The sequence below is a fragment of the Variovorax sp. Soil_C_39 genome (assembly GCF_057656815.1).
In genome coordinates this window covers 362565-375138 of record NZ_JBDGJQ010000004.1, presented here as the reverse complement: position 1 = coordinate 375138, position 12574 = coordinate 362565, and the positions used below count along the sequence as shown (strand labels likewise).

The 12574-nt window shown below is 72.1% G+C and carries 12 protein-coding genes; 8 read left to right on the top strand and 4 right to left on the bottom strand.

The window, feature by feature from the left end; translation table 11 throughout:
* Positions 1-3: 3 nt before the first annotated feature.
* The 3 genes from AC3A6J_RS13250 to AC3A6J_RS13240 all read left to right on the top strand — a co-directional run bounded on the left by AC3A6J_RS13250 (position 4) and on the right by AC3A6J_RS13240 (position 2929).
* Complete coding sequence (locus AC3A6J_RS13250) at positions 4-678, top strand: response regulator (protein WP_487860407.1); 675 nt, start codon at positions 4-6, stop codon at positions 676-678.
* A complete protein-coding gene (locus AC3A6J_RS13245) occupies positions 665-2074 on the top strand; it encodes a sensor histidine kinase (protein ID WP_487860406.1) in 1410 nt (469 codons plus the stop codon). The genes AC3A6J_RS13250 and AC3A6J_RS13245 overlap by 14 nt, the downstream gene beginning before the upstream one ends.
* 120 nt (positions 2075-2194) lie before the next feature.
* Complete coding sequence (locus AC3A6J_RS13240; protein WP_487860607.1) at positions 2195-2929, top strand: TerC family protein; 735 nt, start codon at positions 2195-2197, stop codon at positions 2927-2929.
* 6 nt (positions 2930-2935) lie between these two features.
* On the opposite strand, the gene AC3A6J_RS13235 is transcribed toward AC3A6J_RS13240, so the two are convergent.
* Complete coding sequence (locus tag AC3A6J_RS13235) at positions 2936-4120, bottom strand: FAD-dependent monooxygenase (protein WP_487860405.1); 1185 nt, start codon at positions 4118-4120, stop codon at positions 2936-2938.
* Positions 4121-4210: 90 nt separating this feature from the next.
* Here AC3A6J_RS13235 and AC3A6J_RS13230 point away from each other — a divergent pair, with 90 nt between their 5' ends.
* The 5 genes from AC3A6J_RS13230 to AC3A6J_RS13210 all read left to right on the top strand — a co-directional run bounded on the left by AC3A6J_RS13230 (position 4211) and on the right by AC3A6J_RS13210 (position 9163).
* Positions 4211-4780, top strand: a complete 570-nt coding sequence (locus AC3A6J_RS13230; protein WP_487860404.1) for a TetR/AcrR family transcriptional regulator — start codon at positions 4211-4213, stop codon at positions 4778-4780.
* Positions 4781-4836: 56 nt separating this feature from the next.
* Positions 4837-5604: an alpha/beta fold hydrolase gene (locus AC3A6J_RS13225; RefSeq protein ID WP_487860403.1), complete on the top strand. Its 768-nt coding sequence runs from the start codon at positions 4837-4839 to the stop codon at positions 5602-5604.
* A gap of 63 nt (positions 5605-5667) precedes the next feature.
* Complete coding sequence (locus tag AC3A6J_RS13220; protein WP_487860402.1) at positions 5668-6882, top strand: ABC transporter substrate-binding protein; 1215 nt, start codon at positions 5668-5670, stop codon at positions 6880-6882.
* Positions 6861-8525, top strand: coding sequence for an ABC transporter permease (locus AC3A6J_RS13215; RefSeq protein WP_487860401.1), 1665 nt, complete (start codon positions 6861-6863; stop codon positions 8523-8525). Before AC3A6J_RS13220 ends, AC3A6J_RS13215 begins: the two co-directional genes overlap by 22 nt.
* The gene (locus AC3A6J_RS13210) at positions 8522-9163 is read left to right on the top strand and encodes an ATP-binding cassette domain-containing protein (protein ID WP_487860400.1); all 642 of its coding nucleotides are present in this window, start codon (positions 8522-8524) and stop codon (positions 9161-9163) included. Before AC3A6J_RS13215 ends, AC3A6J_RS13210 begins: the two co-directional genes overlap by 4 nt.
* Here AC3A6J_RS13210 and AC3A6J_RS13205 read toward each other — a convergent pair.
* Genes AC3A6J_RS13205 through AC3A6J_RS13195 form a run of 3 tightly spaced genes read right to left on the bottom strand, consistent with a single transcriptional unit; the run spans position 9135 to position 12509 of the window.
* A complete protein-coding gene (locus AC3A6J_RS13205; protein ID WP_487860399.1) occupies positions 9135-10127 on the bottom strand; it encodes a nucleoside hydrolase in 993 nt (330 codons plus the stop codon). The genes AC3A6J_RS13210 and AC3A6J_RS13205 overlap by 29 nt on opposite strands.
* On the bottom strand, positions 10117-11457 hold the full coding sequence (locus tag AC3A6J_RS13200; RefSeq protein ID WP_487860398.1) for a TIGR04283 family arsenosugar biosynthesis glycosyltransferase: 1341 nt from the start codon (positions 11455-11457) through the stop codon (positions 10117-10119). Before AC3A6J_RS13200 ends, AC3A6J_RS13205 begins: the two co-directional genes overlap by 11 nt.
* Positions 11454-12509 (bottom strand): hypothetical protein, encoded by a 1056-nt coding sequence (locus tag AC3A6J_RS13195; protein WP_487860397.1) that lies wholly within the window; start codon positions 12507-12509, stop codon positions 11454-11456. The genes AC3A6J_RS13200 and AC3A6J_RS13195 overlap by 4 nt, the downstream gene beginning before the upstream one ends.
* Positions 12510-12574 lie beyond the last annotated feature (65 nt).

The following is a 12574-nucleotide window of genomic DNA, read 5'->3' as shown; positions in this document are numbered from 1 at the left end:
GCCATGCGCATATTGCTCGTCGAGGACGACCGGGTGCTGGCCGACGCGCTCTCGCGCGCGCTGGTGCAGTCCGCCCACGCGGTCGACGTCGTCTCCACCGGCGAGGAGGCCGACCATGCGCTCGCCGCCGGCAGCTACGACCTCGCGATCCTCGACATCGGACTGCCCGGCCTGAGCGGGCTCGACGTGCTGAAGCGCCTGCGCGCGCGCAAGTCGACCCTGCCGGTGCTGATGCTCACTGCCTTCGACACGCTGGCCGACCGCGTGCACGGGCTCGACCTCGGCGCCGACGACTACCTCGCCAAGCCCTTCGACCTGCCCGAACTCGAGGCCCGCGTGCGCGCGCTGCTGCGCCGCAGTACGGGCTCCACGCCCTTTCTCGAACACGGCCTGCTGCGCTTCGACACCGTGGGCCGGCGCGTGTTCCACGACAAGCGGCCGGTCGAACTGTCGCCGCGCGAGCTTGCGCTGCTCGAGCTGCTGCTGATGCGCGCGGGCCGCGTGGTGAGCAAGGAGCACATGGTCAACCATCTCTACGGCTGGGGCGACGAGGTCGGCGACAACGCGATCGAGGTCAACGTCTACCGGCTGCGCAAGAAGCTCGAGCCGCTCGGCTGCGAGATCCGCACGGTGCGCGGCATGGGCTACCTGATCGACAGCAGCGATGAACCGGTCTGAGCCCCGCCTGCAGCGCAAGCTGTTGGCCTGGCTGCTCGGGCCGCTCGCGCTGCTGCTGGTGCTCGACACGGGCGCGGCCTACTGGAATTCGCTGCGCTTCGCCAACATTGCCTACGACCGCGCGCTGCACGAGGTCGGCCGCGAGATCGCGATGCATGTGCAGCGCGAAGGCGACCGCCCCCGGCTCGTCCTGTCGCAGGCCGCGGCCGACATCCTGCTCGTGGACCCGGACGACCGGATCTTCTTTCGCGTCGTCGACGAAGCCGGCAACCACCTGGGCGGCGATGCGCAGCTCCCCGCGCCGCGCGCGCCGAAGGCGGCCGGGCCCGACTTCTACGGTGCCACCGTGCACGGCGAGCCGGTGCGCATGATGGACGCCTGGATGCCCACCGGACCCGAGGCGCGCCCGCCGCGCGTGCGCGTGCAGGTGGCCGAAACGCTGCACAAGCGCTCGCGCCTGACCTGGGAAATGGTCGCCAACGTGGTGCTGCCGCAGCTGGCCCTGATCGTCATGGCCACCGCGGCGGTCTGGTTCGGCGTCTCGCGCGGGCTCGCGCCGCTGCAGCGGCTGCGGCGCGCGGTGTCGGACCGCTCGCACCTGGACCTGAGCCCGATCGACACCCACGACGTGCCGGGCGAGGTGCGCCCGCTGGTCGACGACGTGAACGAACTGATGGCCCGGCTCGGGCGCACCTTCGATTTCCAGAGCCGCTTCGTGGCCGACGCCGCCCACCAGCTCAAAACACCGGTCAGTGGCCTCAAGGCGCAGATCGAACTGGCGCTGCGCGAGAACGACCCCGAGCGCGTGCGCCATTCGCTCACGCAGCTCTACATCAGCGCCGACCGGCTCTCGCGGCTGGTGCGCCAGCTGCTTTCGCTCGCGCGCAACGAGCCGGGCGCGCTCGACGCGATGCAGCTGCAGCCGCTCGACCTGAATGCCCTTGCGCTCGAGGTGAGCATGGAATGGGTGCCGCAGGCGCTCAAGCGCAACATCGACCTCGGCTTCGAGGGCGCCGACCATGCGCTGACGATCGATGCCGACCGCGACCGCCTGCGCGAGCTGGTGAACAACCTGATCGACAACGCAATCCGCTACAGCCAGCCCGGCGGCCACGTGACCGTGCAGACCAGCCAGGTCGGCGACGACCAATGCCGCCTGGCCATCAACGACGACGGCCCGCGCATTCCGGTCGAGGAACGCGCCCGCATCTTCGAGCGCTTTCACCGCCTGCTGGGCACGCAGGAGGACGGCAGCGGCCTCGGCCTGGCGATCGTGAGCGAGATCGCCACGCTGCACGGCGCGCGCATCACGCTCGAGGAAGACGCCGACGGCGTGGGCAACACCTTCAGCGTGTTCTTCCCGCTGCGCAACCCGCGCGCACTGTCAGCTGGCTGACAGCTTGCCGTTAGCCTGCTGTCAGCCGGGCGGCAGAAAGGCGACAGCCCAGGCGCCTACGCTCGTGGATGACGGAACCGCGTGTGGTTCCGAACCCATTTCCACCGAGGAGCCGCCGTGCTGTCGTTTTTGTCGAGCCCCGATTTCTGGATCGCCCTGTCGCAGATCATTCTGATCAACATCGTGCTGAGTGGCGACAACGCGGTCGTCATCGCGATGGCTTCCCGCTCGCTGCCGCCCGCGCAGCAGAAGAAGGCGATCCTGTTCGGCAGCGTCGGCGCCATCGTGCTGCGGGTGGTGCTGACCTTCTTCGCGGTCTATCTACTCACCCTGCCCTACCTCAAGCTGGTGGGCGCGGCGCTCCTGCTGTACATCGGCGTCGGCCTGCTGCAGCAGGAGGACGACGGGCATGACCTCGCAGGCCATTCGGGCCTGGCCGGGGCCATCAAGACCATCGTGCTCGCCGACCTCGTGATGAGCCTGGACAACGTCGTCGGCGTGGCCGCCGCGGCCAAGGGCAACGTGCCGCTGCTGGTCTTCGGCCTCGTGATCAGCATCCCGCTCATCATCTTCGGAAGCACGCTGATCCTGAAGCTGATGGACCGCTTTCCGATCATCATCATGCTCGGCGCCGCGCTGCTGGGCTGGGTGGCCGGCGAGATGGCGATCGGAGACCCGGCCATCGCCGGATGGGTGGCCGACCGCCACAGCCTGCACCGCGTGGTGCCCGCGCTCGGCGCCATGTTCGTGGTGGCCATCGGCAAGTGGCTGAGCATGCGGCGCACGCAGCGCCGTGCGCAGAGCGAGGCCGAAGCCGAGGCACGGCAGCAAGCCGAGAAGCAACCCGCGGTCTGAACACGATCACGGCCGGCGGTAGACCAGCCCCGACAGCCGCATGGCAAGACTGCGGCGAACGAACGGCAGCCGCGACACCGCCGACAGCAGCAGGTTGCGCGGCATGCGCCAGGCCGGCCGCACCGTCGCCAGCCGCGTGAGCCGGTCGGCCAGCGCCACCACCTGCTGCGCGATGGGGCGGCGCTCGCGCCCGTAGCGGTCGAGCGCCGACGCATCGCCGGCCAGCGCATCCACCAGCGCCGCGGCCAGTCGCACGGCGTCGAGAATGCCTGCATTCATGCCCTGGCCCCCGGCGGGGCTGTGGACATGCGCCGCATCGCCGGCGAGCACGATCCGGCCCACGCGGTAGTGCTCGGCAATGCGGTGGTGGACGCGAAAGCGCGAGCCCCACACCACCTCCTGCACCACCGCACGCACGCGCTGCGGGCCGCGCGCGTCGAGCAACGCCTGCACGCAGGCCGCGTCCGGCTGCTCGGGCGCGTCGGCCACCGTCGCCACGATGCGGTGCATGCCGCCCGGCAGCGGCGCGACCACCACCATGCCGGCCGGAGAGAAATAGAGGATCACCTCGTCGGCCGACAGGTTGCCGCCGAGGCGGACGTCGGCCAGCAGGAACGACTCGCCATAGCTGCCGCCGTCGAACGCGATGCCGGCACGCTCGCGCACCGTGCTGTGCATGCCGTCGGCACCCACCGCGTAGCGGACGCGCAGCCGGCTGCCGTCGTCCAGCGTGGCGCTGACGCCCGATGCCTCCTGCGCCAGGTCGACGAGCTGCCGCGGGCGCAACACCCCCCCACCGAGCGCCATGAAGCGCGCCAGCAGCACCTGCTCGGTCTCGGCCTGCGAAATCATCAACGCATACGGATACCGGGTCGGCAGCCCGTCGAAGGCGATGGGCACCAGCACGCGGTCGCGATCGCGCACAGTGAACCGGGGCGCCTTCAGGCCTTGTGCGACGAGCGTGGCGGCGACGCCGAGCGGCTCCAGCACCTCCAATGTCCGGGCATGCACGACGGCGGCGCGCGAGGTGTTGGCGCCCTCGGCAAGGCGATCGACCACCAGCGCCCGCACCCCGCGCGCGGCCAGTGCCAGCCCCAGCGTGAGGCCGGTGGGACCGGCGCCGACGATCAGGACGTCGGCGTCGAAGGCGGTGTCGGCGGAAGCGGTGTCGGCGGAAGCGGTGTCTGGCATGGCGGTTCCTTTCGGCATTCAGTCAACGGTTGTTGACATGGTAGGCCACCCCCACGGAATTTGTCAACACACGTTGACATATACTTCGGCATGGCCGACACCCCTGCCTCACCTCGCCGTTCCGACGCCACGCGCGCCGCCATCCTTGCGGCGGCCCGCGAGCATTTCGCGGCCCATGGCTACCAGGGCGCGACCATTCGCGCGATCGCGACCGCGGCGGGCTTCGATCCCGCCCTGGTGATGCGCTACTACGGCAACAAGGAGGGGCTGTTCGCAGCGGCCGCAGAATTCGACCTGCGCCTGCCCGACCTCAGCGCGTTGGCCCGCGAACAGGTCGGCGCGGCCCTGGTGACGCATTTCCTCGACCGTTGGGACGGCGACGAAACGCTGATGGCCCTGCTGCGAGCGGCCGTCACCAACGAGGCCGCCGCCGAGCGCATGCAGTCGATCTTTTCGACCCAGCTCGTGCCGCTGATCACCCGGCTGCGCGGCGAGCCGCGTTCGGCGGCGGCGGCACGCGCGGGTTTGATCGCGACGCAGATCCTGGGCCTGGCCCTGTGCCGCTACGTGCTCCGGCTGCCGCCGGTCGTGGGGTTGAAGCGCGCAGAGCTGGTGCGGCGTGTCGGGGCGACGGTTCAGGCGTACCTGTTCGATGCCTGACGGTCGCTGCGGCCTCGACTATTCTTCCCCATCGAACCCGCATGGAGACCGTCGAGATGCACACCCAACAAGGCGGCCAAGGCCCCGACCTCCTCGTGCTGCTGCATGGCATGGGCGCGACCGGCGCGGTCTGGTCGCCCTTCGTGGCCGAGGCCGGCGCGCACTGGCATGGCCGCTGGCTCGCGGTCGATCTGCCGGGCCACGGCCACTCCGCGCGGCAGGCGTCGTATGCCATCGGCCAGCTGGCCGCGAGCGTGGCGCGCGCGGTGCTGCCGCATGCCGACCCCGCCGGCCGCCTGGTCGTGCTGGGCCATTCGCTGGGCGGCGTGGTCGGCCTGGCGCTGGCCACGGGCTGGTTCGGCGTGCTGCCGCACCGGGTCTTCGGTGCCGGCATCAAGGCGGCGTGGAGCGACGAGGAACTCCAGCGCATGGCGACGCTCGCCGCGCAACCCGCCAAGCGGTTCGCCACCGAAGGCGAAGCGTGGGAGCGCTACCTCAAGGTCTCGGGCCTGGCCGGCCTCGCAGCCGCCGGATCGCCCGTGGCCGCGCGCGGCATCGTGCACGAGGCCGACGGCTGGCGCCTCGCGATGGACCCTGGCGCCAATGCGGTCGGCAAGCCGCCGCTGGCCGAGCTGGCCGGGCTCGCGCGCTGTCCGGTGCAGCTCGGCCGCGGCGGCAGCGATGCGCTGGTCACGCTTGCGCAGACCCGCACGCTCGACCCGGCGGCGCGCGACATCGGCCCGCACGGGCACAACGTGATGGTCGAAGCGCCGGGCCTTTTGTGGGACTGGATGGCCGCGTCGGGCGAGCCCGGCCTGCGCTGATGTAACCCGGAGGGCCTGCGCTTCGAATCAACGGAATTCACCGCCACTTTTCCAGAAGAAGCCATGCACGCCATCCCCCCACGCCGCCGCCTTTTCCTGCAAGCCGGCGCCGCTGTCGCCGCCACCGGCATGGGCCTGCCTGCCCTGGCACGGTCGCCCGCCGCCTGGACGCAGATCGAGCGCAAGGCACGCGGCCAGACCGTGTACTTCAACGCCTGGGGCGGCAGCGAGCGCACCAACGCCTACCTGGCGTGGGCCGCGGGCGAGCTGTCGCGCAGCCACGGCGTGGCGCTCCAGCATGTGAAGATCACCGACACCGCCGAGGCGGTGAAGCGCGTGCGCGGCGAGAAGGCCGCGGGCAGGCTCGCCGGCGGCAGCGTCGACATGGTGTGGATCAATGGCGAGAACTTCCTGACGATGAAGAACGAAGGCCTGCTGTTCGGCCCCTTCGCCGAACAACTGCCCAACTACCGCTGGGTCGACACGGTCGGCAAGCCCACCACGCGCACCGATTTCTCCGAGCCCGTGGATGGCCTGGAGGCGCCCTGGGGCATGGCGCAGCTCACCTTCTTTGCCGATCGCAACAGGCTGCCGGAACCGCCGCGCGACCTGGCCGCACTTCTCGAACTGGCGCGCCTGCACCCGGGGCGCATCACCTACCCGCGGCCGCCGAATTTTGTCGGCACGACCTTCCTCAAGCAGGCGCTGCTCGAGCTCGGCACCGACCGCACCGTCTTCTACCGCCCCTTTGCGGCCGATGCGTTCGACGCGGCCACACGGCCGCTCTGGGCCTGGCTCGACGCGCTGCGTCCGCTGCTGTGGCGCGCAGGCCGGCAATACCCGCAGAACGCCGCGGCGCAGCGCCAGATGATGGCCGACGGCGAACTGCTGCTCGCACTGACCTTCAACCCGAACGAGGCGGCCAACGAGATCGCCGCGGGCCGGCTGTCGGCCAGCGTGCACAGCTGGCAGAACGCGGGCGGCGCCATCGGCAACACGCACTTCCTCGCGGTGCCATTCAATGCCAATGCGGCCGAAGGCGCGCAGGTGGCGATCAACTTCATGCTGTCGGCGCGAGCGCAGGCACGCAAGGCGGACATCGGCGTGTGGGGCGATGGCACCGTGCTCGCGCTCGACCGCCTGCCGCGGGCCGAGCGCGCCCTCTTCGCGGCCGGTGCGCACCCAGGGCAGGTCGCGATGCCCGCGCCAGTGATCCTGGAGCCGCACGGCAGCTGGGTCGATCCGCTGGAGCGCGAGTGGCAGCGGCGCTACGGCTAGCCGCGCTTCCACCGGCACAGTGGCTTGCGCTCGCCCTGGGCGCGGCCGTGGCCGTGCCGCTGCTGTGGTCCGCCGTGGCCGCGGTGGCCGCCGGCACGAATGCCGCGGCCTGGCGCGCGCTCGGCGCCGAGCCGCAGTGGCTGCACGCCCTGGCGCTGTCGCTGTTCACGGGCCTGGCAGCCACCGGCATTTCGCTCGCGCTCGCTGCGTCGCTGCTGTCGCGCGCCTTTGCCAGCCGCGCCTGGGGCGCCGCGATGCGCATGCTGCCGCCGATGCTCGCGGTGCCGCACGTCGCCTTCGCGGTCGGCCTCGCGTTCCTGGTCGCGCCGAGCGGCTGGATCCTGCGCGCGCTCTCGCCCTGGGCCACGGGCTTCGAATGGCCGCCGGCCTGGGAGACCACGCAGGACCGGTGGGGCATCGGCCTCGTCGCCGCGCTGGTCGGCAAGGAGGTGCCCTTCCTGCTCTGGACCGCGGCCACCCAGCTGCAGCGCGCGGACGTCGGCGCACGGTGGCAGCGCGAACTCGCCATCGCCTGCACGATGGGCTACGGCCGTCGCACCGCATGGTGGCGCGTGGTGTGGCCGCAGCTGTGGCCGCGGCTGCATGCGCCGCTGATCGCGGTGCTCGCGTACAGCCTCACGGTCGTCGACATGGCGATCGTCATCGGTCCCGCCGCCACGCCCACCGCGGCCGTGCTCGCGTGGCAGTGGTTGCTCGACGCGGACACGGCAGTGAACGCGCGCGGCGCCGCGCTCGCTTGGCTGCTGGCGGCGGTGGTGGCCGTCGCGGCCGGTGTGCTTTGGGCCCTGCGCCATCGGCTGCACTGGCGCGCCCGCTGGACGCGCGGCACGCGCGGCCGGGCCGACCCCGCACCGGCCACTGACTTCGCGCCGCTGCTCGCGCTTGGCGCCGTCTACGCGCTGGTGCTGGCCTCCACCGGCGTGGCGAGCCTCTCGGGCGCCTGGCCGTTTCCTCTTTTCTGGCCGCAGAACTGGAGCTTCGATGGCTGGCGCTCGGTGGCCGCGAGCGCCGACACCGTGGTGCTGACCGCGGTGCTGGCCCTGGCGAGCGGCGCCACCGCCCTCGTCTGGGCCGTGGCATGGCTGGAAACCGCGCCCCCCGCATGGCTGCCGATGCTGCGCCGGCTGAGCTACCTGCCGCTGCTGCTGCCGTCGGTGCTGTGGGTGGTCGGGTTGCACCGGCTGGCGCTGGCGTGGGGGCTCGATACGCACTGGGCCGGGCTGTGGCTCGCCCACACGCTGGCGGCGGTGCCCTACGTGCTCATCACGCTGAGCCCCGCCTACCTCGCGTTCGACCCGCGCCAGCGGCAGGTGGCCGCGAGCCTCGGGCGCGGCACCCTCGCCTTCCTGCTGCGCGTGAAATGGCCGCTGCTGCGCGCGAGCCTGGGCGGCGCGCTGGCGATCGGCTTTGCGGTGAGCGTCGCGCAGTACCTGCCGACCCTGTTCATCGGCGCGGGGCGCTACGCCACCGTGACGACGGAGGCCGTCGCGCTTTCGGCCGGCGGCCAGCGCTCGGTGCTGGCCGCGTATGCCTGGCTGCAGTGGCTGCTGCCGGCGCTGGCCTTCGCGGTCGCCGCCTGGGCCGGACGGCCGCGGCGCTTCGGCGGCGGAGCGAAGCCATGACGGCGCAGCTCTCGGTCCATGTGGCGCGGCTCAGCGTGGCCGGCCAGGCGCTGGTGCACGACCTTTCGCTGGCCGTGCCCGGCGGCACGGTTCACACGCTCATGGGCGCGAGCGGCAGCGGAAAGTCCAGCCTGCTGGCCGCGATCTGCGGCACGGCGCCGCCCGCGGTGCGCTTCGAAGGCAGTGTCACGCTCGACGGTCAGCGCGTGGACGGCTGGAGCACGCGCCGCCGACGCATCGGCATTTTGTTCCAGGACGACCTGCTGTTCGCCCACATGACCGTGCGCGAGAACCTGCTGTTCGCGGCGCCCGCCGGCGCACGGGCGACACGCGAGCGCGCGGTGCAAGAGGCGCTGCGCGATCTCGAACTGCCCGGCTTCGCCGACGCAGACCCGGCGACGCTGTCGGGCGGCCAGCGCGCGCGCGTGGCGCTGATGCGGGCCTTGCTCGCCGAACCGAAGGCGCTGCTGCTCGACGAGCCCTTCGCGCGGCTCGATGCGGCCCTGCGCGACCGCATGCGCGCCTACGTCTTCGAGACGGTGCGCGCGCGCGGCATTCCCGCGCTGCTCGTCACGCACGATGCGGCCGACGTGGCCGATGCGTCGGCGGTCACGCGGCTGGCCGAGCCAGCTTCCTGAACAGGTCGTTGAAGATCGCATCGCGGTCGACCGCATGGGCCTCGCGCATCGGCGGCCGGTGTGCGGCGGCCTGCCAGCGGCGGTCGTCCGCGAGGCGTGGCGTCGGCACCAGCGTGCTCGGCACCCAGCGCGGATCGATCAGCCAGGCGACGCAGATGAGGTCCCAGATCACCCAGCTGTAGGCGCCGGCGGTGTCCACCGGCAGGATGGTCCACAGCGGGTTGTGCGTGAACAGGTGGTGCAGGTAGTCGCCGATGGCGCCCTGCCCGCGCACGTGGCGATCGACCTCGGCGAGCGACAGCCGCAGCTGCGCGCCCACGTGAAATCCGGGCAGGTACACGAGCGGCACGCCGCTGTCGAGCAGCACGCGGCTCGCATGCAGGTCCTGCTCGAGGTTGAAGGAGTCGTTCACATGGGGCGCGCACGACGGATAGCCGCTGGTCCAGACCACCACGATCCGGCGCGCGATGTCGGGCGCGAGCAGCAGCGCGCTCGCCACGTTGGTCGGACAGCCGAGCACCAGCACGTAGAGCGGCGGCGCATCGTCGGCACTGCTGCGCGCGAGCGCGATCAGGTGCTCGGCCGCGGGGCTTTGAAGCGGCACTGCGGCGCCCGGCAGGTAGCCTTCGCTGCCTGCATGCACCGGCGGGTGCGGCCCGCCGCCGAGCTTGTCGAGCACCCGCAGGATCTCGCCGTGGCTGCGCCACATGCCTTCGGCCGGCGGATTGAAAGGCGGCGCATCGGCCGGCGCCTGCGCGAGCTGCGCGCGCCGGTGCGCAAACGAGAACGGCGCCGCATGCAGCGCCTCGATGCAGAGCGCCTCGGGCGAGAGCAGCGCCCAGGCCAGCGCGAACTGGTCGTCGATCTCGTTGGCGGCGTCGGTGTCGATCACCACGCGCACCGGACCCTTCGGTTCGGCGAGCCTGGCGTGCAGCCAATCGGTCGGGGGAAATTCAGGCGTCATGCGAAGGCTCCATGCCGGCGGTTCGGCCGATGAGTTTCTGGTAACGCTGCCAGTCGGCGGGTTCGTCCACATCCCACACGGGGGGCAGCTCGCGCCAGCGCGCGCCGAGCGAGGCTAGGCGCTCGCGCGTCTGCTGCAGCACCTGCGGCGTGCTCCAGTCGATGCCGGCGAACACCTCGGGCAGCGGCCGCCGCATGCCCAGCAGCGCGTAGCCGCCGTCTTCGGCCGGCATTAGCACGGCGTCGTGCAGGGCCAGCACACGCGCCGCCTCGTGCAGGTGGCCCGGCGACAGCAGCGGGCAATCGGTGCCCATGATCAGGAGCGGCGGTGCATCGCCGCCCTGCGCGAAATGATGCGTCACGGCCGCCCGCAGCCGCGCGCCGAGGTCACCCGTCGGCTGCGCCAGCAATTTCGTGCCATGCACGCGTGCCAGCGCGCGGAAGAACCGGTGCGAGGCATCGGGCGCGCACCAGAGCGTGACCGGCCCGAGCCCCGCCTGCCGCGCCGCGCCGAGCGAGAGCCGCGTGAAAAGGCGCTGCGCCCGCGCCGCGCCCTGCGCACCGATGCCGGGTGCGAGGCGCGTCTTCGCCAAGCCCGGCACGGGCGCCTTCGCAAGGATGGCGATGGCCGCCTGCGGAGGTGTCTCGCTTGGTTCGTAGCCGTAGCGGCGTGCCAGTTGCGACGGGTCGGCGCCGAGAAAGTAGCGCGCTCGCAGCTGCCACATGAGCAAGATGGTCCTGAAGATGCCGTGGCGCTCCCAGCGCCGGGCCGAGGTGAAGACCGGAGGCCGCAGGCAGGCCGGCCGCCCGATGCGCCGCAGGCCCGCGCTCAGTGCGATGTCTTCCATCAACGCGATCTGCGCGAAGCCGCCGAGCTGCTCGAAGCGCTGCCGCCGCACGAACATGGCCTGGTCGCCGGTGGCGATGCCGGTCAGCCGCGAGCGCAGGTTCATCGCGCCCGCCACGATGCGCAGCAACCAGCTTCGCCCATCGATGCGCACATCGAAGCGGCCCCAGTCGGCACCGCCGGCCATGGCCGCGGCAATCGCCTCGTCGGCGCGCGGCGGCAGCGCCGTGTCGGCGTGCAGGAACAGCAGCACCTGCGCAATCGCGCCTTCGGCGCCGGCATTCATCTGCGCGGCGCGCCCGCGTGGCGCCAGCAGCACGCGGTCGGCATGCCGGCAGGCGATGGCCCAGGTCTCGTCGGTGCTGCCGCCGTCGACCACCACCACCTGCGCGCCGCGCTCGCGCAGCGGCCGCAGGGCCGCGAGGCGGTCGGCGAGCGACGCGCCCTCGTTGAGCACGGGCACCACGATGCACAGAAAACTCATGCCAGTACCTGCTGCAGCGCGACGAGCTCGTCCCGCACGTGGCGGATGGCGGGCAGCGACAGGTAGTGGTCGACGCGGCCGCGCACATGCGCGATGAGCTGCGCGTCGCTGTGCGCCGAAGACCAGTCCTCGCCGCCATGGTCCGCGAGCGGCGCCTCGCCCGACAGCATGCGCCACTTGCAGCACCAGGTGATCGACCACAGCCACATGGCGCGCCGCAGCGCGACGTGCCATGGCTGGGCAGCATCGGCGACCGCCGGCCCGGCCGCGCGGGCCCACGCGCGGTAGAAGCCGGCCACCTCATCGACCTGCAGCACCGCATGCGAGGCCACGTCCCAGGTGGTGGAGGTGTAGAGCGTGGCGTGCGCCAGGTCGAGGCCCGGGCTGCTGTAGCGGCACTTCTCGAGGTCGACCAGCACCGCATCGCCGCGCGCGCGCAGCACGAAGTTGCCGGGATGCGCATCGAAGGCGATGAGGTGCACGCCCGGCCGGCCGGGCTCGCCCGCGAGCCGGCCGAGCGCATGCAGTTCGTCCTCGAGCGCGCGGCGCACCTCGGGCGCGAGCCTGGCGCGCGGCAGGTGCACGGCCTGCGCATCGATCTCGCGCACGAGCGCGTGAAGGGGGTCGCGCGGCGATGCGAGCGGCGCGCGCCCGGAAGCGGCCGGCACCGGCAGCCGGTGGACCGCCGCGAGCGCCGCGGCGATGGCCGGCAGGTCCGCTGGCAGGGCCGCGGCGCGGCCCTCGATCTCTTCCACCAGCAGCGCGCCGCGCGGCAGCTGCGAAGAGACCGGCAGCGTGCCGAGCAGCCGCGGCGTGTGGCCGCTGGCCCCGGCCCGGTCGAAGCAGGCCGCCTCGTGAAGCAAGTTGGCCTCAGGGCCGAGCGCCACCTGGCTTTGCTTGGGAATGCGCGCGAGCGCGCCGGTGCCGGCAAGGCGCACGTGCAGGTGCGCAAGCCCCTTGTCGGGCAGCGGCTGCAGCGCGGTGTCGGGCCATCCGCCGGCCCGCAGCGCGGTGCGCAGTCCGGCTTCGACTTCGGGGCAGACTCCTTGCATGGCGCTTCCTGACGGGTTCGGTGGTGATGCTGTTGGTTCGTTGCCGCAAGATGCGAAGTTACACG

What these genes read in the sequence shown, in the direction of transcription:
- AC3A6J_RS13250 (WP_487860407.1), top strand. Translation starts at nt 4, where the DNA reads ATGCGCATATTGCTCGTCGAGGACGACCGGGTGCTGGCCGACGCGCTC.
- AC3A6J_RS13245 (WP_487860406.1), top strand. Translation starts at nt 665, where the DNA reads ATGAACCGGTCTGAGCCCCGCCTGCAGCGCAAGCTGTTGGCCTGGCTG.
- AC3A6J_RS13235 (WP_487860405.1), bottom strand. Translation starts at nt 4,120, where the DNA reads ATGCCAGACACCGCTTCCGCCGACACCGCTTCCGCCGACACCGCCTTC.
- AC3A6J_RS13230 (WP_487860404.1), top strand. Translation starts at nt 4,211, where the DNA reads ATGGCCGACACCCCTGCCTCACCTCGCCGTTCCGACGCCACGCGCGCC.
- AC3A6J_RS13225 (WP_487860403.1), top strand. Translation starts at nt 4,837, where the DNA reads ATGCACACCCAACAAGGCGGCCAAGGCCCCGACCTCCTCGTGCTGCTG.
- AC3A6J_RS13220 (WP_487860402.1), top strand. Translation starts at nt 5,668, where the DNA reads ATGCACGCCATCCCCCCACGCCGCCGCCTTTTCCTGCAAGCCGGCGCC.
- AC3A6J_RS13210 (WP_487860400.1), top strand. Translation starts at nt 8,522, where the DNA reads ATGACGGCGCAGCTCTCGGTCCATGTGGCGCGGCTCAGCGTGGCCGGC.
- AC3A6J_RS13205 (WP_487860399.1), bottom strand. Translation starts at nt 10,127, where the DNA reads ATGACGCCTGAATTTCCCCCGACCGATTGGCTGCACGCCAGGCTCGCC.
- AC3A6J_RS13200 (WP_487860398.1), bottom strand. Translation starts at nt 11,457, where the DNA reads ATGAGTTTTCTGTGCATCGTGGTGCCCGTGCTCAACGAGGGCGCGTCG.
- AC3A6J_RS13195 (WP_487860397.1), bottom strand. Translation starts at nt 12,509, where the DNA reads ATGCAAGGAGTCTGCCCCGAAGTCGAAGCCGGACTGCGCACCGCGCTG.